This is a genomic window from Enterobacter cloacae complex sp. 385G4, from assembly GCF_057320665.1.
The window spans coordinates 1,168,154-1,186,282 of sequence record NZ_JBXWDD010000001.1 but is presented as its reverse complement, the minus strand read 5'-3'; the positions used below and the strand labels follow the sequence as shown (position 1 = coordinate 1,186,282).

General features: G+C 56.3%; 21 protein-coding genes. 5 read left to right on the top strand and 16 right to left on the bottom strand.

What is annotated here, in order from left to right; translation table 11 throughout:
- Positions 1 to 6: 6 nt before the first annotated feature.
- From fliQ to fliF, 12 genes are all read right to left on the bottom strand, one after another.
- On the bottom strand, positions 7 to 276 hold the full coding sequence (gene fliQ / locus AC2FAJ_RS05890; RefSeq protein ID WP_008500315.1) for a flagellar biosynthesis protein FliQ: 270 nt from the start codon (positions 274 to 276) through the stop codon (positions 7 to 9).
- Between the two features lie 9 nt (positions 277 to 285).
- Complete coding sequence (gene fliP / locus AC2FAJ_RS05885; RefSeq protein WP_028013705.1) at positions 286 to 1,023, bottom strand: flagellar type III secretion system pore protein FliP; 738 nt, start codon at positions 1,021 to 1,023, stop codon at positions 286 to 288.
- A complete protein-coding gene (gene fliO / locus AC2FAJ_RS05880) occupies positions 1,023 to 1,397 on the bottom strand; it encodes a flagellar biosynthetic protein FliO (RefSeq protein WP_045260352.1) in 375 nt (124 codons plus the stop codon). Before fliO ends, fliP begins: the two co-directional genes overlap by 1 nt.
- Before the next feature lie 2 nt (positions 1,398 to 1,399).
- Positions 1,400 to 1,813, bottom strand: coding sequence for a flagellar motor switch protein FliN (gene fliN / locus AC2FAJ_RS05875; RefSeq protein ID WP_003859592.1), 414 nt, complete (start codon positions 1,811 to 1,813; stop codon positions 1,400 to 1,402).
- Positions 1,810 to 2,814, bottom strand: coding sequence for a flagellar motor switch protein FliM (gene fliM / locus AC2FAJ_RS05870; RefSeq protein ID WP_028013703.1), 1,005 nt, complete (start codon positions 2,812 to 2,814; stop codon positions 1,810 to 1,812). The genes fliN and fliM overlap by 4 nt, the downstream gene beginning before the upstream one ends.
- Before the next feature lie 4 nt (positions 2,815 to 2,818).
- A complete protein-coding gene (gene fliL / locus AC2FAJ_RS05865; RefSeq protein ID WP_021241388.1) occupies positions 2,819 to 3,289 on the bottom strand; it encodes a flagellar basal body-associated protein FliL in 471 nt (156 codons plus the stop codon).
- 106 nt (positions 3,290 to 3,395) lie between these two features.
- Positions 3,396 to 4,628 carry a flagellar hook length control protein FliK gene (gene fliK / locus AC2FAJ_RS05860; RefSeq protein WP_485453918.1) on the bottom strand — a complete coding sequence of 411 codons (1,233 nt, stop codon included), beginning with the start codon at positions 4,626 to 4,628 and terminating at the stop codon, positions 3,396 to 3,398.
- The gene (gene fliJ / locus AC2FAJ_RS05855; RefSeq protein ID WP_485453917.1) at positions 4,625 to 5,068 is read right to left on the bottom strand and encodes a flagellar export protein FliJ; all 444 of its coding nucleotides are present in this window, start codon (positions 5,066 to 5,068) and stop codon (positions 4,625 to 4,627) included. Before fliJ ends, fliK begins: the two co-directional genes overlap by 4 nt.
- Before the next feature lie 21 nt (positions 5,069 to 5,089).
- The gene (gene fliI, locus AC2FAJ_RS05850; protein ID WP_023330814.1) at positions 5,090 to 6,460 is read right to left on the bottom strand and encodes a flagellar protein export ATPase FliI; all 1,371 of its coding nucleotides are present in this window, start codon (positions 6,458 to 6,460) and stop codon (positions 5,090 to 5,092) included.
- Positions 6,460 to 7,167, bottom strand: a complete 708-nt coding sequence (gene fliH, locus AC2FAJ_RS05845) for a flagellar assembly protein FliH (protein WP_163332567.1) — start codon at positions 7,165 to 7,167, stop codon at positions 6,460 to 6,462. The genes fliI and fliH overlap by 1 nt, the downstream gene beginning before the upstream one ends.
- Complete coding sequence (gene fliG / locus AC2FAJ_RS05840) at positions 7,160 to 8,158, bottom strand: flagellar motor switch protein FliG (RefSeq protein ID WP_014832476.1); 999 nt, start codon at positions 8,156 to 8,158, stop codon at positions 7,160 to 7,162. The genes fliH and fliG overlap by 8 nt, the downstream gene beginning before the upstream one ends.
- Positions 8,151 to 9,830: a flagellar basal-body MS-ring/collar protein FliF gene (gene fliF / locus AC2FAJ_RS05835; RefSeq protein ID WP_150144302.1), complete on the bottom strand. Its 1,680-nt coding sequence runs from the start codon at positions 9,828 to 9,830 to the stop codon at positions 8,151 to 8,153. Before fliF ends, fliG begins: the two co-directional genes overlap by 8 nt.
- Before the next feature lie 228 nt (positions 9,831 to 10,058).
- Between fliF and fliE the strand changes: the two genes are divergently transcribed.
- Both fliE and yedD read left to right on the top strand, forming a co-directional pair.
- Positions 10,059 to 10,373: a flagellar hook-basal body complex protein FliE gene (gene fliE / locus AC2FAJ_RS05830; RefSeq protein ID WP_013097729.1), complete on the top strand. Its 315-nt coding sequence runs from the start codon at positions 10,059 to 10,061 to the stop codon at positions 10,371 to 10,373.
- A gap of 74 nt (positions 10,374 to 10,447) precedes the next feature.
- Positions 10,448 to 10,861: a lipoprotein YedD gene (yedD, locus tag AC2FAJ_RS05825; RefSeq protein WP_045260349.1), complete on the top strand. Its 414-nt coding sequence runs from the start codon at positions 10,448 to 10,450 to the stop codon at positions 10,859 to 10,861.
- Between the two features lie 102 nt (positions 10,862 to 10,963).
- Here yedD and amyA read toward each other — a convergent pair whose 3' ends face one another.
- The 4 genes from amyA to fliD are packed head-to-tail and all read right to left on the bottom strand — an operon-like array spanning position 10,964 to position 14,734.
- Entirely contained in the window at positions 10,964 to 12,451 is a 1,488-nt protein-coding gene (gene amyA / locus AC2FAJ_RS05820) for an alpha-amylase (RefSeq protein ID WP_194385665.1), read from the bottom strand.
- A 52-nt stretch (positions 12,452 to 12,503) separates the two neighbouring features.
- Positions 12,504 to 12,878 carry a flagella biosynthesis regulatory protein FliT gene (gene fliT, locus AC2FAJ_RS05815; RefSeq protein WP_045260347.1) on the bottom strand — a complete coding sequence of 125 codons (375 nt, stop codon included), beginning with the start codon at positions 12,876 to 12,878 and terminating at the stop codon, positions 12,504 to 12,506.
- Positions 12,879 to 12,883: 5 nt separating this feature from the next.
- A complete protein-coding gene (fliS, locus tag AC2FAJ_RS05810) occupies positions 12,884 to 13,288 on the bottom strand; it encodes a flagellar export chaperone FliS (RefSeq protein ID WP_045260346.1) in 405 nt (134 codons plus the stop codon).
- A gap of 21 nt (positions 13,289 to 13,309) precedes the next feature.
- On the bottom strand, positions 13,310 to 14,734 hold the full coding sequence (gene fliD, locus AC2FAJ_RS05805) for a flagellar filament capping protein FliD (protein ID WP_224065808.1): 1,425 nt from the start codon (positions 14,732 to 14,734) through the stop codon (positions 13,310 to 13,312).
- A gap of 399 nt (positions 14,735 to 15,133) precedes the next feature.
- On the opposite strand from fliD, the gene AC2FAJ_RS05800 reads away from it, so the two are divergent.
- The 3 genes from AC2FAJ_RS05800 (at position 15,134) to AC2FAJ_RS05790 (ending at position 18,081) form a co-directional block, all read left to right on the top strand.
- Positions 15,134 to 15,964, top strand: coding sequence for a flagellin N-terminal helical domain-containing protein (locus AC2FAJ_RS05800; protein WP_126818452.1), 831 nt, complete (start codon positions 15,134 to 15,136; stop codon positions 15,962 to 15,964).
- A gap of 62 nt (positions 15,965 to 16,026) precedes the next feature.
- Positions 16,027 to 17,232: a flagellin lysine-N-methylase gene (gene fliB, locus AC2FAJ_RS05795; RefSeq protein WP_485453916.1), complete on the top strand. Its 1,206-nt coding sequence runs from the start codon at positions 16,027 to 16,029 to the stop codon at positions 17,230 to 17,232.
- A gap of 129 nt (positions 17,233 to 17,361) precedes the next feature.
- A complete protein-coding gene (locus AC2FAJ_RS05790) occupies positions 17,362 to 18,081 on the top strand; it encodes an RNA polymerase sigma factor FliA (RefSeq protein ID WP_014170714.1) in 720 nt (239 codons plus the stop codon).
- Positions 18,082 to 18,129 lie beyond the last annotated feature (48 nt).

The following is an 18,129-nucleotide window of genomic DNA, read 5'->3' as shown; positions in this document are numbered from 1 at the left end:
GTCAGGTCAGCCGATGATGTACGGCAGATTGGTAAACAGGTTGCGCATATAGTCCAGCAGCAGGTTCAGCATCCACGGCCCGGCCACGATAATCGCCACGAACACGGCGATGATTTTCGGGATGAACGACAGCGTCATTTCGTTAATCTGCGTGGCGGCCTGAAGAATACTGATAATCAGGCCGGTAACCAGCGCGACAAGCAGCAGCGGCGCGGCAACGGCAATGGCGATTTTCATCGCTTCCGTGCCCATCATCATGACCGATTCGGGTGTCATTACCGTTCCTTAACTGTAAAAACTTTGCGCCAGCGAGCTGACCAGCAGCTGCCAGCCGTCGACCAGCACAAAAAGCATGATCTTAAAGGGCAGGGCAATGGTGGCAGGCGGCACCATCATCATCCCGAGCGCCATCAGGACGCTGGCGATCACCAGGTCGATAATCAGGAACGGGATAAAGATGGTAAAGCCAATCTGGAACGCGGTTTTCAGCTCGCTGGTGACATAGGCCGGCAGCAGAATGCGCATCGGTACCGCTTCCGGGCCCTGCAGCTCGCCGGTGTTGGACAGGCGGGCGAAGAGGGCCAGGTCCGCCTCGCGCGTCTGGCGCAGCATAAATTCCCGCAGCGGCTGCGCGCCTTTTTCCAGCGCCTCCTGCATCGAAATTTTGTCTTCGCTGAACGGCTGGTAGGCGTCGGTATAAATCTTATCGATCACCGGCGACATGATGAAAAAGGTCAAAAACAGCGCCAGCCCGAGCAGAACCTGGTTTGGCGGCGCCGAAGGGGTGCCCAGCGCGTTTCGCAGCAGACCAAAAACGATGATGATGCGGGTAAAGCTGGTCATCATCAGCAGAATGGCCGGAATAAAGGTCAGCGAGGTGATGAAGACCAGCGTCTGAACCGGGAGCGACCAGCTCTGGCCGCCACCCGCAATCGGCGTGGAGACCAGACCGGGCAGCTGCGCATAAACCGCAGGAGCAAACAGGCCAACGCCCGCAAGCGTCAGGGATAACAAACGGCGCATCAGGTTCTCCCGGAACGCTTAAGCAAACTCTTCATGACGGACTGAAAATCCGCAGGGGCTTGTGCGCGCTCGTCCACCGTGACCGGGGCGGGCGGCAGTTTATGTAATACGTTGATGTTTGAGCCGGTTACGCCCAGAACCAGACGCGCATCTTCCACATCGACGATGACCACGCGTTCGCGCGGCCCAAGCGTCGTGCTGGCGCTGACCTTCAGGCCGCGGGTGCCGGCAGTTTTACCCGCCAGGCCAAAACGCTTTGCCAGCCAGGCGGCGATAAGAATAAAGGCAATAATACCGAACAGCGCCCCGCTCACCTGGAGCAGCGGGGAGCCGGGAACGGCGGAAGGCTGTGATATTGTTGCCTGGGTTTTCATGCTTAACGGCTCAGACGACGCATGCGTTCAGACGGGGTGATGATGTCGGTGATGCGCACGCCGTATTTATCGGCAACCACCACCACTTCACCCTGGGCAATCAGATAACCGTTGATCAGAATATCCAGCGGCTCGCCGGCCAGGCCGTCAAGGGCCACAACTGAACCCTGCGTGAGGCGCAGCAGCTCTTTAATGGTCATCCGGGTGCGTCCCAGTTCAACGGTCAGCTTAACCGGGATGTCCATAATCAGGTCGATGTCCTGCAGCGTGCCGCTGACGTCGCCGCCGCCTAACTGCTGGAATACCGCGTCCGCCGCGCTTTTTGTCGGAGTCGTTTTTTGCTCGTTTAACGCGTCAGCCCACAGATCGTCCAGTGCTCCGCTGTTTTCATCGGACGGATTGTTCATGTCACTCATTTGGGCTGTTCCTCATTCAGCGAATTCAAAATCGGGTTGATCAAGTGCTCAACGCGTAACGCATACTGACCGTTAATCGTGCCGTACTGGCTTGTAAGTACGGGGACACCATCTACGTGGGCAATAATGCGGTCGGGTTTGTCTATCGGCAAAACGTCGCCGGGTTGTAATTTCAGGATCTGGGATAACCGCATCGAAATGTCGGCGAAGTTCGCCACCAGCTCCAGCTGCGAGTGCTGCACCTGGCGCACCAGGTTTTCACGCCAGTTCTGATCTTCGTTGCGTGAGTTCTCCAGCGGCGGGTTAACCAGCAGCTCGCGCAGCGGTTCAATCATGCTGAACGGCAGGCAGATGTTGAACTCACCGGTCAGGTTACCGATCTCCACGTGGAACGGCGTATTGACGACGATATCGTTCGGGGAGGTGGTGATATTGGTAAATTTCACCTGCATCTCAGAACGGACGTACTCCACTTCCAGCGGGTTAATCGCTTTCCACGCGTCGCTGTAGGATTCCAGCGCCAGCTTCAGCATGCGGTTAATGACGCGCTGCTCGGTGTGGGTGAATTCACGACCTTCCACTTTGGTCGGAAAACGCCCGTCGCCGCCGAACAGGTTATCCACCGCGATGAACACCAGGCTTGGGGAAAACACCACCAGACCGGTGCCGCGCAGCGGCTTCAGATGAATCAGGTTAAGGTTGGTTGGCACCGGCAGGTTGCGGGCAAACTCATGATACGGCTGGATGCGGATCGCACCGACCGTGATATCCGGGCTACGACGCAGCAGGTTAAACAGCCCCATACGGAACTGACGTGCAAAACGTTCGTTAATGATCTCCAGCGCCTGCAGACGTTCACGTACCACGCGACGCTGGGTATTGGGATCGTAAGGACGAATATTATCGTCGCCGGTGAGACCCGGTTGCGGGTCGTCACTCTTATCGCTGTCGCCGTTAAGCAGCGCGTCGATTTCTGCCTGAGAAAGAATACTGTCGCCCATGTCGTTACCGCAGAATAAAGGCTGTGTACAGAACGTCAGTGACTTCCTGCTTAGGTTGACCGTTTACCAGCGGGGTGGCCAGCGTCTGCTTGATGGCGTCGACCAGCTTTTGCTTACCCACGTCGGTAGCCAGCGCGGAGGCGTCCTGACGAGAAAACAGCAGGAGAAGGCGGCTACGCACTTCCGGCAGATAATCGTTCAGGCGCGCGCGGGTTGCTTCGTCCTTCAGGCGCAGCGTAATACCGACATACAGCACGCGATCCGCATCACCGAGGTTAACGGTGAAGGTGTCCAGAGGGAAAAAGACCGGCGCCGGCGGTGGGGCAGGTTCGGCTTTGGCCGCAGCGGTTGAAGGTTCCTGCTGCATACGCCAGTAACTATAGCCCGCGGTAGCGCAGGCGGCGAGCGTGATCAACACCAGCAGCGGGATCCAGATGGAACGCTTGCTTTTTTTGGTGATAGCGGAGTCTGTCATCTGATACGAGCTTCCTGTTTCGGTACAGCTTAATAAGGTGATTATCCCGTGTCCTGCCGTCGTCAAAGCGTGGAAAAGACGGGGATAATCACGCTACCTCTGGCGTTTAGGCGAAGATGTCTACGGCACCGTTACCGCGCGCCGCGGATTGCAGGGCGGCAGGGGTCGGCAGGAGCTCATCGCTCTCTTCATTAAAACCGCCGTGCTGGCCCGGGCGTGAAGCATGGTGCTGCTGGGATGAAGACTGTTGTTGCCCGGCAAAGCTCTCGCTGCTGACGCTGCTTTGAGAAAGCTGAATGCCGTTCTCCGCCAGCGAGGTCCGCAGGACCGGCAGCGCGGCTTCCAGCGCCGCGCGTACGTGGCTGTGCGCAGAGACCATCTGCAGCTGTGCCTGGTTATCGTCCAGCTTCAGCGAGATTTGCACCTGGCCCAGATCTTCCGGGTGCAGGCGCAGCTCCGCCGTCTGCTGGCCCTGCTTAGTGAACAGGGTGATGTGCTGGCTCAGGGACTGCTGCCATTCATGTGTGCCCAGAGGCTGGCTTAGCACCGGGGCGGTGGCAACAGTTGCGGCAGGCTGGCTGGCCGCATGGCTGGAGATAATCGGCGCCAGGGTAGCGGTCGGCGAAGATGACGAGGAGGCGCTGGCGAAGTCCTGCTTCTCAGCGGCTGCGGCCACGACCGGTGTGGCTGGCGCGTTGGCGGCGAGATCCGGACCGATGTTCTTCGCCTGGCTCTGATAGGACGCAGAAAGCTGCGCTTTATCATGGCTTCCCGCAGGCGCGTTCAGGGACGGCGGCTGTCCCGCACCGTTTTGCGAAAGCGTTGCTGAACTCAGCGCCGAGGTGGCGTGAACGCCGTCGCTGCCTGCCGCACGAGAGGTGGTCGTCTGCTGGTGCGGCAGCATCGCCATCAGCGCGCTTAGCCCCGCCAGCTCTTCTTCGCTCAGCTCGGTTTTAGCGTCATCTTTACCGTTGGCCGCAGTGAGCGTCTTCAGCGCGTCGCCCTTTGACAGCGGCACCAGCCCGGAGACCAACGTTTCAAGCGGCGCAGACTCCGACGTTTCAACGCCATTCAGCGCAGGCTGACGCGAGAGCAGGTCGGCAATTTTGGCCTGCAGAGCGGTATCGCCTTTGGCATCCTGCGCGACTTTCGACAGCTTGCTGCCGGCGGCTTTCAGGTCCGCCAGGGTGAGCGGCGCATCGTTGCCCTTGCCCGTTGTATCCGTCAGGGCGCCCGCCAGCAGGGAGAGAAAGTCTTGTGCACCCTCGGTGCCTTTCCCTGTTTGCATCCCGCCTGACAGGTCGCTGTCGCTCATGAGCAGTTGTTGCAGTGTGATCATTCCGGTTTCCTCATTGATGCGCGCTGGGCAAACTCATCCATTTTCTTCTGATCCAGGCGGTTTTCCGCCAGGGTCGAGGCTGCAATCTGCCGGTCCTGTAAGGTCTGCCAGGCCTGCAGCCGCTGTTTTTTCTCGCGCCAGAAATTCAGCGCGGTATCGACTTTTTGGGTCCACTGGTTTAGCTGCTGGCGGTGCTGCTCTATCGCCTTCTCGAGCGTCTGGATAAACTGCTGATAGTTAATCCAGCGCTGGCTGCCAATGCCCTGCGTCATATCGGTATTGAGGTTGGTGCGATATTCATGCTGATAGTCGATTAACATCTTCAACTGTTCTTCAGCCTGCTGGCACCCGCGTCGCATTGTGCCAAGCTGCAATGCGGCATCATCAACTTCTTTTTCAGCCAGATCTTTCAGCGTTGATAACGCGCTGTTTTGCGCCATGACCTTCGCCCTCCACCTGTGTTACACCTGCGGGAAAATCAGCTCCAGCGCCTGGATTGAATCTTCCCAGTCGGCACGCTCAAAAATGCCCTGTTGTAAAAACGCCTCCAGCTGCGGCCACAGGCTAATCGCCTTGTCGAGCATCGGGTCGCTGCCTTTGGCATACGCCCCCACGCTGACCAGATCGCGGTTGCGCTGGAAGCTGGAAAGCAGTTGTTTGAAGTTACGCACGCGGGCGTAGTGCTTCTCGGTAATCAATGCCGTCATCGCACGGCTGATGGACGCTTCAATATCAATCGCCGGGTAGTGCCCGGCTTCGGCCAGGCGGCGCGACAGCACGATATGGCCGTCCAGGATCGCGCGCGCGGAGTCGGCAATCGGGTCCTGCTGGTCGTCGCCCTCGGTCAGCACCGTATAGAACGCGGTGATGGAGCCGCCGCCGCTGATGCCGTTCCCCGCACGCTCTACCAGCGCCGGAAGTTTGGCGAAGACCGAAGGCGGATAGCCTTTGGTGGCCGGCGGCTCGCCGATGGCCAGCGCGATTTCACGCTGAGCCATCGCGTAGCGGGTGAGGGAGTCCATGATCAGCAGCACGTGCTTGCCGCGGTCACGAAAATCTTCGGCGATACGGGTGGCGTAGGCGGCACCCTGCATACGCAGCAGTGGCGACACGTCCGCCGGCGCGGCGATCACCACCGAGCGGGCGCGGCCTTCCGCACCCAGAATGTTTTCAATAAAGTCTTTTACTTCGCGACCACGCTCGCCGATCAGCCCCACGACGATCACGTCGGCCTGGGTATAGCGCGCCATCATGCCGAGCAGGACGGATTTCCCGACGCCGGAACCGGCGAACAGGCCCATGCGCTGTCCGCGCCCTACGGTGAGCAGGGCGTTAATCGGACGCACGCCGGTATCCAGCACGTGCTCAATAGGGGTACGCTGCAGGGGATTGAACGGCTGGGTAATCAGCGCGCCGGTTTCGGTGGTGTCCGGCGCGGGCAGGCCATCCAGCGGCTTCCCGCTGCCGTCCAGCACGCGGCCGAGCAGGGCAGGGCCAAGCGGCAGCTGTTTCCCGCTTTGCAGCCCGTCGCCGCTGATGTTTTTCGCGTAAACGCGCGCGCCGGGCAATATGCCTTCCACCTCTTCAAGCGGCATCAGGAACAGGCGCTGGCCGTTAAACCCGACCACTTCGCTTTCCACTTCACGCGTTTCCTGCCCATCCTGACGCTCAATGACGCAGGTCGCACCCAGAGGAAGCTGCAGGCCGGTGGCCTCCAGTACCAGACCGGTGGCGCGCGTCAGTCGCCCATAACGACGAACAGATGGCAGTTGCGCCATCTTCGTCTCAAAGTTGTCGAGCGTGGTGAGCCAGCGGGTAAGGCGTGCGGTCATCAGACGACTCCCGGTGCCGCCAGGCGACACAGTTCCTGCCAGCGGGTGGCGACGCTGGCATCCAGGTCGCCTTCATCGGCAGAGACTTTGCATCCGCCGTGGTGTAAGGATGGGTCGCCGCGCAGACGCCAGCCGTGCAGGCTAAGCGTTGCGCCCAGGCTCTCTTCAACGCGCTGCAGATCGTCCGGGTGGACGCGCAGCTGCGGTTTGCCGCTGAACAGCGGCTCCTGCTGAAGCAGACCCTGAATTTGTTTGATCAGCGCGGTGTTATCCACCACGGGCGTCTGGCCGATAACCTGACGCGCCGCCTCCAGCGCCATCTGCATCAGACGCGAGGCAATCACGCTGTCCAGCGCGTCCAGCGTGTGCTGGAACTCGCTGACCAGCTGCTGCATGCGGGCATGGATCGGCGCCTGCTGCTGGCGCGCCTGATCGATGCCGTGCTCTAACCCTTTCGCCAGGCCTTCCTGGTACCCCAGATCGTGCCCCTTCTGGCGGCCTTCGTTCAGACCGGCGTTATAGCCCTGCTCGTGCGCCTGCATTTGCAGCTGCGCCAGCATCTGCGCTTGCTGCTCCTCTTCGCTCAGCTCGGGCTGTTCAACGTCCGCGTCGGGCTCTGTGGGCGAGACCACCGCGGGCGTGAATTCGGCAAGGGGAGGGGCCAGATCGTCCGGCGTCCAGCGCTTCCACGACAGCTCATTAGACATAGGTGTCGTCTCCGCTGCCAATCACCATCTCGCCGGTTTCCGCCAGACGACGAACAATAAGCAGGATGGCTTTCTGTTCGTTTTCCACCTGAGACAGACGCACCGGGCCGCGGTTGGCAAGGTCGTCGCGAAGGATATCGGCCGCACGCTGGGACATGTTGCGCAGGAACTTCTCGCGCAGCGGCTGTTCGGCGCCTTTGAGGGCGATAAGCAGCGACTCGGAATCCACTTCCTGGAGCAGGCGCTGGATGCTGCGGTCGTCCACTTCGACGAGGTTTTCGAACAGGAACATCTCGTCGATGATTTTCTGCGCCAGCTCGCCGTCGAATTCGCGAACCGCCGAAATGACGGCTTCTTCCTGCTGCGTTTTCATCAGGTTGATGATTTCCGCCGCCGTTCTCACGCCGCCCATTTTGCTGCGCTTGAGGTTCTGGCCGTCGAGCAGGTTGTTTAGCACTTCGGTCAGCTCCGCCAGCGCGGCCGGCTGAACGCCGCCGAAGGTGGCGATACGCAGCATCACGTCGTGACGCAGGCGCTCTTCGAACAGGGCCAGAATATCGGCCGCCTGACCACGCTTGAGGTGAACCAGGATGGTGGCGATAATCTGCGGGTGCTCGTCGCGAATCAGGTCTGCGGCGCTCTGCGGCTCCATAAAGTTGAGCGTTTCGATACCGCTGGCGGTATCGCGGGTTTCCAGAATGTCTTCCAGCAGGCTGGCGGCACGCTCTTCGCCCAGCGCCTTGACCAGCACGGAGCGCAGGTAGTCGTTGGCGTTGACGTTCAGCGCGGCAAACTGTTCGGCTTCCTGTTCAAACTCTGACAGCACTTCGGTCAGCTGTTTGTTGGAGATTTGACGCACGTTGGCCATCGCCGCACTGAGAATTTGCACTTCTCGCTGGGAGAGGTGTTTAAACACCTCTGCCGCGCGATCTTCGCCAATGGTCATCAGCAGGATGACGCTTTTATCGGTGCCCGTAAGCGTATTACTCATGTTCGTTACCCATCCACTGGCGGATGACCAGCGCCACGACGCGCGGATCGTTATCTGACATTTCGCGAATGCGCTGGCTCATCACCTCAGCGCCCATGCGCTGGTTAGCACGACGCTGCTGCATCTGTTCATCTTTGCTGAGGCGAACTTCAACCGCTTCTTCCGTTTCCTGACGCGTATTCATCTGCTCGCGCGCCGCTTTTTCGGCTTCCGCACGGCGCTGGAGCTGAGGACGAACGCCCTTACGCCACAGCAGCCACGCGACAATCAGCACCAGCAGCCAGCGGCCTGCGGACATCAGCTGGTCGATAAACGCCTGCTGTTGCCAGAACGGCAGTTCACCGCCGGTCTCTTCAACCGAGTTAAACGGAGAGTTCACCACGTTGAGGGTATCGCCGCGCTTCTCGGAGTAGCCCATCGCTTCGCGGGTCAGGTTTTCAATCTGCTTCATCTGCTCGGCGGTTAACGGCAACGGTTTGCCGTCCGGCAGGGTTTTGTAGTTCACCACCACCGCAACGGAAAGACGCTGAATATCGCCCACGTTCAGCTTAGTGTGGCGGATCGTCCGGTCCACTTCATAGTTCGTGGTTTCGTTACGGCTGCTGGAGCGCGGACCGGCGTTATTGGTCGTTGAGGTGGTCTGCTGATTATTTTGCTGACTGTTCTGCTGGTTGGCCGGCGGCGTGGAAATTGGCGCCGCGTTTGCCGGCGCTGGCTGGTTAGAGAGCGCGCCCGGCACGCCGCCAGGATAGGCGCCGCCGATCTGTTCGCTGGAGTTGATCTGGCGTGAACGCATGACCGCCTGAGCCGCATCACCGTTCGGGCTGTATTGCTCTTCGGTTTGTTCTTTATTAGAGAAGTCAATCTGCGCGGTCACCTGGGCGTGCACGTTGCTGTTGCCCACCACCGGGCCGAGGATCGCTTCGATGCGGCGCTGGAGACGGCTTTCAACGTCGGCGGCGTATTTCAGCTGCGCGTCGTTCAGGTCACGCCCGGCGGTATTGGATTGCGTCAGCAGGTGTCCGCTTTGATCCACCAGCGTCACGTTACCCGGCGGCAGGCCGGCGACGGCGCTGGAGACGAGATGTGTTACCGCGCTGATTTGCCCTTCGTCCAGCGCGCGGCCGGGTTCGAGGTTCACGGTAACGGAAGCTGAAGGGGATTTCTGTTCCCGAACAAATAAAGAGGGTTTAGGCATTGCCAGGTGCACGCGGGCACTCTTTACCGGGCCTAACGTTTCAATGGTGCGGGCCAGCTCGCCTTCCAGCGCACGCTGGTAGTTCACCTGCTCGCTGAACTGGCTGATGCCGAATTTTTCCTGGTCCAGCAGCTCAAAGCCGACCGCACCGCCCTTTGGCAGGCCCTGCTGTGCCAGGCGCAGACGCAGCTCGTGCACTTTATCCGCCGGTACCTCAAGCGCACCGCCATTATCGGCAAAGCGATACGGGATGTTCATCTGGGTAAGCTGGGTGACGATGGCGCCGCCATCCTGATCGGAAAGGTTGCTGTAGAGCGTGCGGTAATCAGGGCTTTTCGCCCACAGGACCATCGCTACAAGGATCGCAATTGCGGCAGCGCCTGCCACGATCAACGGGATTTTAGGATTCGCGCGAAGGCGGTTCATCCACTCGAGTGATTTATTCTGCGGCGCTGTCGATGCTGTTGCACTCATTGCGCACCTCTTAAATCCTGGTGGTTTACGTTATTCGTGTAGAGAAACAAAACTGACTCCCGGGTCGGCAAACACGACAAAAGTTCCATATTGATGGCCCTGCCATTATTTGACGATTCCGGATTTTCTATGCGTCAAATAACCTGGTTTTTTCACGCTATTTACCGCCATTATCTTATTGACAAGCTGTTAGTCTTGACCGCGTAAAAAACCATCCAGGGGAGAGTCATGGCTATACAGGGCATTGAAGGGGTCATCAGTCAGTTGCAGGCAACGGCGATGACGGCCCGTAATCAGAATGTGGCAGAACAGCAGCCGACCATCAGCTTTGCGGGGCAACTGCATGCCGCCCTTGACCGTATCAGCGATACCCAGACCGCTGCGCGTACGCAGGCGGAGAAGTTCACCCTCGGCGAGCCGGGCGTGGCGCTCAATGATGTGATGACCGATTTGCAAAAAGCCTCGGTTTCCCTGCAGATGGGGATCCAGGTGCGTAACAAACTGGTGTCGGCGTATCAGGAAGTGATGGGCATGCAGGTTTAAGCCCCCTCGATCTTCGCTGGCAGCCTCAGCGCTTTAATGCCACAATATTTTTTTCTTCGAATGCAGGAAAGATGATGAAAAAAATAGCAATTGCTGGCGCGCTGCTGGCACTGACCGGGTGCGTTCAGGTCGATAACTATAATGACGTGATCAAGCATCCCGTCCCGGCGAACCTGGCGGGATACTGGCAGTCGAAAGGGCCGCAGAGCAGTCTGGTCAGCCCTGAAGCGATTGCCACCCTGGTGGTGACGGAAGAGGGCGATACGCTGGACTGCCGCCAGTGGCAGCGCGTGATTGCCGTACCGGGTAAGATCATGTTGCGTTCAGACAGCTATTACAACGTCACACGCAAGCTGGATATCTATCCGCTGGATCGCGACGGCGCTACGCTTGAATATGACGGGATGGAGCTGCAGAAGGTTGACCGCCCAACGGTGGAATGTGCGGATTACCTGAGCAAGAATCCGCTGGAGAGTAAACTGCCCTAAGGGTAAAAGCAAAACGGCAACCTCGTTGCCGTTTTTGGTGTTTGCGCCCTCTCGCGGTGGGAGAGGGATGGGGTGAGGGCATCAGGCCGCACGTTTCCCGTTCTACAACGCATCCTCAATCACCCACACGCTGACGCTTCCCCCTTTACAGGTAAAGGTGCCTTCGCCATCCGCCGCCGTGGTGACCGTTTCTTCACGATTGCCGAGAAAATCACGCCACGTTTTGTTGCCGTAGTTTTCCCCCAGGCAAATTACCTTCTCGCCGTCGTCGCCGTTCGACATCACCACCACGCAGCCGGGATCGTCTTCCGTGCCGCTGCGGCTGAAGGCGATGCAGTTAGGATGGTCAAAAAAGAGCGTCTGCACGCCGTGGGCAAAACGCTGGCGGGCGAGGATCAGCTCGTGAAGCTGCTCAATCACCGGCATATCAATATGGTACGTTTCACCGTCGCCTCCCGTATCGTCATAGCTTGCGCCGAACAGATCCGGATAGAAGACGCTCGGCACGCCGTTTTCCCGCAGCAGGATCAGCGCGTACGCCAGCGGTTTAAACCAGGCTTCGACCGGGGCCTCCAGCGCCTGTAGAGGCTGCGTGTCATGGTTCGCGACGAGGGTCACCGCATGGAACGGGTCGGCCTCCACCAGCGTGCCGGTGAAGATTTGGCTCATGTCGTAATCCCGACCCTGGCGTGACGCCTCGTGGAATTTCATCTGCAGGGGGGCATCAAACAGCATGGTTTTACCGTCGACCTGGTCAATATAGGCCTGAAGTTTATCCACCTCGTGAGACCAGTATTCCGCCACGATAAACAACGGCTGTTCGGCGACTTCCTGAACGTGCTCAATCCACTCTTTGTAAAACCAGGCGGGAATATGCTTGACGGCGTCCAGACGAAAACCGTCGCAGCGCGTCTGTTCCATGACCCAGCGGGCCCAGTATTTGATCTCCTCGGTGACGGCGTGATTGCGAAAGTCGATATTTTCGCCCATCAGGTAATCGAAGTTACCCATCTCATCATCGACCTGGTCATTCCAGCCTTCGCCGGTGTAGTCGTTGACGATTTTGAAGATCCCGTCTTCATCCGGGTTTTCAATATGGTCGACGCCGCTAAAGCATTTGTAATCCCAGATAAACTGCGAATATTGCCCGGCGCGGACAGGGAAGGTGTAGCGAGTCCAGGCCTCACACTCGATGATTTCATCATCAATCTGTGTACGGTCCTGTTCGTTCACGCGCTGAACGCGGACAGGCTCTTTCTCATCTGCCCCCATTTTGTGGTTCACCACCACGTCCAGCAGGACGGCAATGTCGTTGCTTTTGAGGGCGTCGATGGCCTCCAGCAGCTGCGCTTTGTCGCCGTATTTCGTGGCGATGCTGCCTTTCTGATCAAACTCGCCGAGGTCAAACAGATCGTAAGAGTCATAGCCAACCGAATACCCGCCGGAAGCTCCTTTATACGCGGGCGGCAGCCAGATCATGTTAATGCCGATTTCGTTAAGATTGGGGGCTAACGCCGTGACTTCTCGCCACAATTCACCGCCAGCGGGGTAATACCAGTGAAAGCATTGTAACAGGGTGGGGTTTTTCATCGTCCGTGCTCCAGAAGCCATATGGCAGACTTCTGGAGTATGGATGAAGAAATCATAATTGTGTGTCGCGGGTAACACTTTCTGGATAAAGAATATTCCCTGACAGCTTTCCATAGGTAGAGGTGATGGATTGCTGTTTGCCGGTTTGATCGATGAGATTACGCAGTTCGTCCATCCGCACTTTCAGCAGCGCCTTTAACGTATTCTCATTGTCGAGGATCATCTCCAGCAGCGCACGCGCTTGCTCAACCTGAGCCGGGGGGCATGACATGATGGGCGTTTGCGAAATCCTTTCCACCAGTTGAACGTAATGCATTTCCTGCTCAATAAGCGCATCCCATTGACCAGAATGTGCGAGATTTAGCATAGCAATGCTCTGAGCATGTAACGCCTGCCAGTGGCTAAGCGCTGCGCTGGGATTATTCATCAAAATTATCCTGAAATAGAGGACGCATTGGGGCCGATTTGCTTCCACGCATCCGCAATGTTGTTTAATAAACCCTCGACTTCAACAATTGCGTCTACGTCATTACTGACGTTCGCCAGTAATAAACGTCGAACCATATATTCGTACAAGGAGGCAAGATTACTGGACAGCTCGCTCTCAACCTCCATGTTCAGTCCTGCTTTTAAACCGTTGTCGATGATGTTAATGGCTTTCGATAACGCTTCGCCTTTTTCACGAATTTGTCCGGCTTCCATGAACAAACGCGCGCGGACGAGGGCGCTATGCGCCCCGTCGAACAACATGACAATCAGCTGGTGTGGACTGGCATTCATAACTGCGCTTTCTACTCCTATCTGCTGATAGGATTGAACACCAGAGGTCTTATACATATCCACTCCTGAAGGCTACGACTATTTTTGTGAGAACTGTTGGGTCAGATAGTTGGCCGTACTGGTCATTTTGGTGACTAATACGTCCAGGCTGGTGAACTGCGCTTTGTAACGCGCCATGGTGGCATCAATAGAGGCTTCCATAGAGTCGTAACGTTCGCCCAGGGTTTTCAGCGTTTTGTTGATACCGTCTTTCGCGTTCTGGATCACGCCCGCGCTGCCGGTGCTGGTGCTGAGCATGGTGGTCAGCGTGTTGTTCATCTGGGTCGCCAGACCGGTTTTCTTTCCGTCACCGATAAAGTACTGCTGTACGGCGGTCGGGTTGTCGGTCAGCGCTTTTTTCAGCTTATCGGAATCCACTTTGAGGTTACCGACCGTACCGTCTGCACCTTTTACCGGATCCTGGGTAATCCCCAGCTGAGCCATGATCTGAACGGAGCCAGCCTGAACTTCGGTCAGCAGACCGCGCAACTGAGACTGGATCCCGCGCACGTTTGCATCACCCACCAGCGCGCCGTTGCTGGTGGACTGACCGCCAGCACCCGCGTCGACCGCGACATATTTGGTGAGGCTGTTAATGGTGGACTGCAGCGAGTTATACGCGGTTACCCAGTCCGTTACGGCTTTTTGGTTTGCATCCGTGGCGCGCGTTACTTCCAGCATTTCATCCGCTTTACTTTCTGCCTTCACGGTGAAGGTCATCCCCGGCAGCGCATCGGAAATGGTGTTCGATTGACGCTCAATCTTGATGTCGTTCACAACGACAATCGCGTTCTGGGCCGCGGTATTTACCGCCAGCGCGCCGGTTTTGGCGGTTGAGTCGTAGCCGATTACGCTTTGCAGCTTGTCGTCCCCGGTGACGCTGATGGTCATCTCGCCATCCGTACCGGTGGTTTTCGAGGAGAGCATCAGGCGGTAATCGCCGTCTTTCGCCTTGATTACGCTGGCGGTGACGTTGCCGTTCGCTTTATTAATCGCGCTCGCGATCCCGGCAAGCGACGTATCGCCATCGGCAAGGTTCACCTCTAAAGGCGTTTTTGTCCCCGGCTGGGTAATCGTAATTTTACGCGTCGTGCCGGTCGTATCGCCCAGCAGCTCCGTGTTGGTGGCATAGGAGCCCGTCGTGAGCGCCTGTGCTTTTGCCACCTGGTTGACATTAACCACATAAGAGCCGACGGATGCGTCTGCGGTCGTGGTTGCCGTAAAGGCCGTGTTGGTGCTGCTTACGGCGGTTGAGTTCCATGTGGTCGCTTTACCCAGCGCAGCGGTCGCAGTCTGCAGCGAGGTCATGGCACTCTGCAGCTTGCCGTACGCGCTTAACTGTGCGTTATACGTTGATTGCTGGGTAGTAATCGTCGTCAGCTTGGTTCGTTCTGCTGCATCCAACTGATTATATAATTCCCCGAGTCCTGCAGAACCTATCCCGAGGTTACTGATAGTAGCCATGCATATTTTCCTTAAATACGAAAGTAGTTCAGGACTCTTATCGGCCTCGAATAGTAAAAGTTTACGATGGTGAGAAAAAAATAATCCAAAGAATAGGCATGTCCTGGCGCGTTAAATGAAACGATTGCACTTTGGGATGATTTTTAGCGCGTCAATAACACAGATAAGTGTGTGCCTTTTTTGGCATATTCCGCGTAATAAAAAGCCGTAAATAATAACCTTATGATGAACCTTAATTGATTTTTTAAAAATAAAACCATTGATAATCATTTAGTTATAATTTTTTCGAAATTGATTCTAAAGTCTTTTCGGGACCCGTCGATAACCTTGTTGACGGTGAGAGACGCTGTGAGTGTTAGGCACCGGACCTAAAACCCAATTTTTGAAGGAAAGAAAATTATGGCAGTTATCAATACTAACCTGTTGTCCCTGACTACTCAGAACAACCTGAACAAATCTCAGTCTTCTCTGGGCACTGCTATTGAGCGTCTGTCTTCAGGTCTGCGTATCAACAGCGCGAAAGACGATGCCGCTGGCCAGGCGATTGCAAACCGCATGACCTCCCAGATCAAAGGTATGACTCAGGCAGCGCGTAACGCCAACGACGGTATTTCCATGGCGCAGACTGCTGAAGGTTCCCTGAACGAAATCAACAACAACCTGCAGCGCGTTCGTGAACTGGCTGTTCAGGCAAGCAACGGCACCAACAGCACGTCTGACCTGGCCTCTCTGCAGGATGAAGTTACCGCTCGTCTGGCTGAAATCGACCGCGTTGCAGGCAAGACTGACTTCAACGGCATCAAACTGCTGACTGGCACTGCGGGTGCAGCTGGTGATGGTAAAGTTGCGATTCAGGTTGGTGTTAACGATGGCGACACTATTACTCTGGACCTGAGCGGTGCTAAAGCTGACTCCACTACTCTGGGCGTAAATGGTCTTGACCTGAAAGCAATCAAAGCAACCGATCTGGACACCATTGACAAAGCAATCGCTAAAGTTGATACCGCTCGTTCCGGTCTGGGTGCTGTGCAGAACCGCTTCACTTCTGCAATCAACAACCTGAACAACACCTCTAACAACCTGTCTGCTGCTCAGTCCCGTATCCAGGACGCTGACTACGCAACTGAAGTTTCCAACATGTCCCGCGCGCAGATCCTGCAGCAGGCTGGTACTTCTGTTCTGTCCCAGGCAAACCAGGTTCCACAGACCGTTCTGTCTCTGCTGCGTTAATTTTACGCATCAAACCCCGCTTCGGCGGGGTTTTTTTGTCTCTGAATTTTGAGGATCCTCCCGTGAAACAGATCGTTATTACCCAGCCTAAACTGGTCGCAGATTTTTCCTGTGTCGGTGGGGAATGCCGTGAACATTGTTGTCAGGGCTGGACCATCGCGTTCGATAAATCCTCCGTCAACCGCTATCTCAACAGTAAAAACGCGGCAATTCGCCAGACGGCGAAGACGGGAATTAAAATTACCAAAAAACAGTACGGCCACTGGGGTGAGGTGATTTTCCATACGGAGAGTAAAAACTGCCCGTTTATGGATACCGATAAGCTCTGCTCAATTCATGGTGCGATGGGCGCTCAGGCCTTAAGCCCGACCTGTTCGTCGTTTCCCCGGACAAACCGGGTCTATAAAACCGAAATCGAAAAATCCCTTAACCTCTCGTGTCCGGAAGTGACCCGTCTGCTGCTGAACGATCGGGAGTCGATGGCGATGATGGAATCCATCAGCGTTCAGCAGGACGTTAATAATGCGCCAGCGATGGATTTGAAGGCTAAGGTCATCAATCTCTTCTGCCAGAACCTGTTCAGCGTTGAGGCGGTGAGCGTTGAAGAACAAGTTTATGCCGTGGTGAAATTCCTGATGGTGGCTGAAAAGCTACAAAACCTGGAAGAGAATATCAGCACGCTCGAAACGGTTTATTATTCACTGGTGAACGAGCTGGTGAGCGGTAAAATCAAGGCTGAATTGAGTGGCTTCAACCAGAACTATAGCCTTAAATTCGGATTAATTTCGCTTATTCAAAGCTTCTTTACAAAGAAAACGGCCAGCCGCGGTGGGGCAGTTTTAAACCGTTATTTCTCCCAGCTGTACCAGCAGTTCGAGGCTGTCGGTGACAGCGTGCCGGCTGAAAAGGTCATGGAAAACATCGAGTCCGTCTGGCGCGATGTGGCGGGCGGTTACATAGCGGCAAACGATCACCTGTTTAAGAACTTTTTTAAATACAAGCTCTGGGAGCAGGGTTTCCCGCAGAGCAATGGCCGCAGCATGCTGAATAATCTTTATTTAATCGTTGCGGAGTTCTATTTTCTCAAATCGCTGCTTGCCGGTCAGGCCATCGCGGCGGGGAAAATTGAACAAGACAATATTATTGACGTTATTTACAGCTTCCACTCCCTGAGCCAGCATAATCAGGAAGCCGGAAAGCTCTTTCATCAACATATAGATAGCGTCAAATTGGGCGACGATCTTTCATTGTTACAACTGTTAATTTAGCCAGAAAAGTTGCCCCTGCTGCGGGCAACCTCAGAATAACCTCACTTTATCCCCCTTTTTCATCCAATTGAACGCCCTGCAGAATCGGATAATCATGCCGATAACTCAACTAACGCAGGGCTGTTTATCGTGAATTCACTCTATACCGCTGAAGGTGTAATGGATAAACACTCGCTGTGGCAGCGTTATGTCCCGCTGGTGCGTCACGAAGCATTGCGCCTCCAGGTGCGTTTGCCGGCGAGCGTGGAACTTGACGATCTGCTACAGGCGGGCGGTATCGGGTTATTGAATGCAGTTGACCGATACGACGCTCTGCAAGGAACGGCATTTACGACTTACGCAGTTCAGCGTATTCGTGGTGCGATGCTGGACGAGCTGCGCAGCCGCGACTGGGTGCCGCGCAGCGTTCGCCGCAACGCGCGCGAAGTGGCGCATGCGATGGGACAGCTGGAACAGGAACTGGGACGCAACGCAACGGAAACCGAAGTGGCGGAACGTCTTGGTATTGCTGTTGAAGAGTATCGTCAGATGTTGCTCGATACCAATAATAGCCAACTCTTCTCCTATGACGAGTGGCGCGAAGAGCATGGCGATAGCATCGAGCTGGTGACGGACGAGCACCAGCAGGAAAACCCGTTACACCATTTAATGGAAGGGAATTTACGCCAGCGCGTAATGGAAGCGATTGAAGCTCTGCCTGAGCGCGAACAGCTGGTGTTGACCCTTTATTACCAGGAAGAGCTTAATCTCAAAGAGATTGGCGCGGTTCTGGAGGTGGGGGAGTCGCGGGTTAGCCAGCTGCACAGCCAGGCCATTAAACGCTTACGAACCAAACTGGGTAAGTTATAGGTGAACCAATCACCCGAAAAATGCCGCACAACGTATTGACAACCAGGA

Bases quoted from the DNA above. Each gene is read 5' to 3' on its own strand.
- fliQ (WP_008500315.1), bottom strand. From the start codon at position 276: ATGACACCCGAATCGGTCATGATGATGGGCACGGAAGCGATGAAAATC.
- fliP (WP_028013705.1), bottom strand. From the start codon at position 1,023: ATGCGCCGTTTGTTATCCCTGACGCTTGCGGGCGTTGGCCTGTTTGCT.
- fliO (WP_045260352.1), bottom strand. From the start codon at position 1,397: ATGAAAACCCAGGCAACAATATCACAGCCTTCCGCCGTTCCCGGCTCC.
- fliN (WP_003859592.1), bottom strand. From the start codon at position 1,813: ATGAGTGACATGAACAATCCGTCCGATGAAAACAGCGGAGCACTGGAC.
- fliM (WP_028013703.1), bottom strand. From the start codon at position 2,814: ATGGGCGACAGTATTCTTTCTCAGGCAGAAATCGACGCGCTGCTTAAC.
- fliL (WP_021241388.1), bottom strand. From the start codon at position 3,289: ATGACAGACTCCGCTATCACCAAAAAAAGCAAGCGTTCCATCTGGATC.
- fliK (WP_485453918.1), bottom strand. From the start codon at position 4,628: ATGATCACACTGCAACAACTGCTCATGAGCGACAGCGACCTGTCAGGC.
- fliJ (WP_485453917.1), bottom strand. From the start codon at position 5,068: ATGGCGCAAAACAGCGCGTTATCAACGCTGAAAGATCTGGCTGAAAAA.
- fliI (WP_023330814.1), bottom strand. From the start codon at position 6,460: ATGACCGCACGCCTTACCCGCTGGCTCACCACGCTCGACAACTTTGAG.
- fliH (WP_163332567.1), bottom strand. From the start codon at position 7,167: ATGTCTAATGAGCTGTCGTGGAAGCGCTGGACGCCGGACGATCTGGCC.
- fliG (WP_014832476.1), bottom strand. From the start codon at position 8,158: ATGAGTAATACGCTTACGGGCACCGATAAAAGCGTCATCCTGCTGATG.
- fliF (WP_150144302.1), bottom strand. From the start codon at position 9,830: ATGAGTGCAACAGCATCGACAGCGCCGCAGAATAAATCACTCGAGTGG.
- fliE (WP_013097729.1), top strand. From the start codon at position 10,059: ATGGCTATACAGGGCATTGAAGGGGTCATCAGTCAGTTGCAGGCAACG.
- yedD (WP_045260349.1), top strand. From the start codon at position 10,448: ATGAAAAAAATAGCAATTGCTGGCGCGCTGCTGGCACTGACCGGGTGC.
- amyA (WP_194385665.1), bottom strand. From the start codon at position 12,451: ATGAAAAACCCCACCCTGTTACAATGCTTTCACTGGTATTACCCCGCT.
- fliT (WP_045260347.1), bottom strand. From the start codon at position 12,878: ATGAATAATCCCAGCGCAGCGCTTAGCCACTGGCAGGCGTTACATGCT.
- fliS (WP_045260346.1), bottom strand. From the start codon at position 13,288: ATGTATAAGACCTCTGGTGTTCAATCCTATCAGCAGATAGGAGTAGAA.
- fliD (WP_224065808.1), bottom strand. From the start codon at position 14,734: ATGGCTACTATCAGTAACCTCGGGATAGGTTCTGCAGGACTCGGGGAA.
- AC2FAJ_RS05800 (WP_126818452.1), top strand. From the start codon at position 15,134: ATGGCAGTTATCAATACTAACCTGTTGTCCCTGACTACTCAGAACAAC.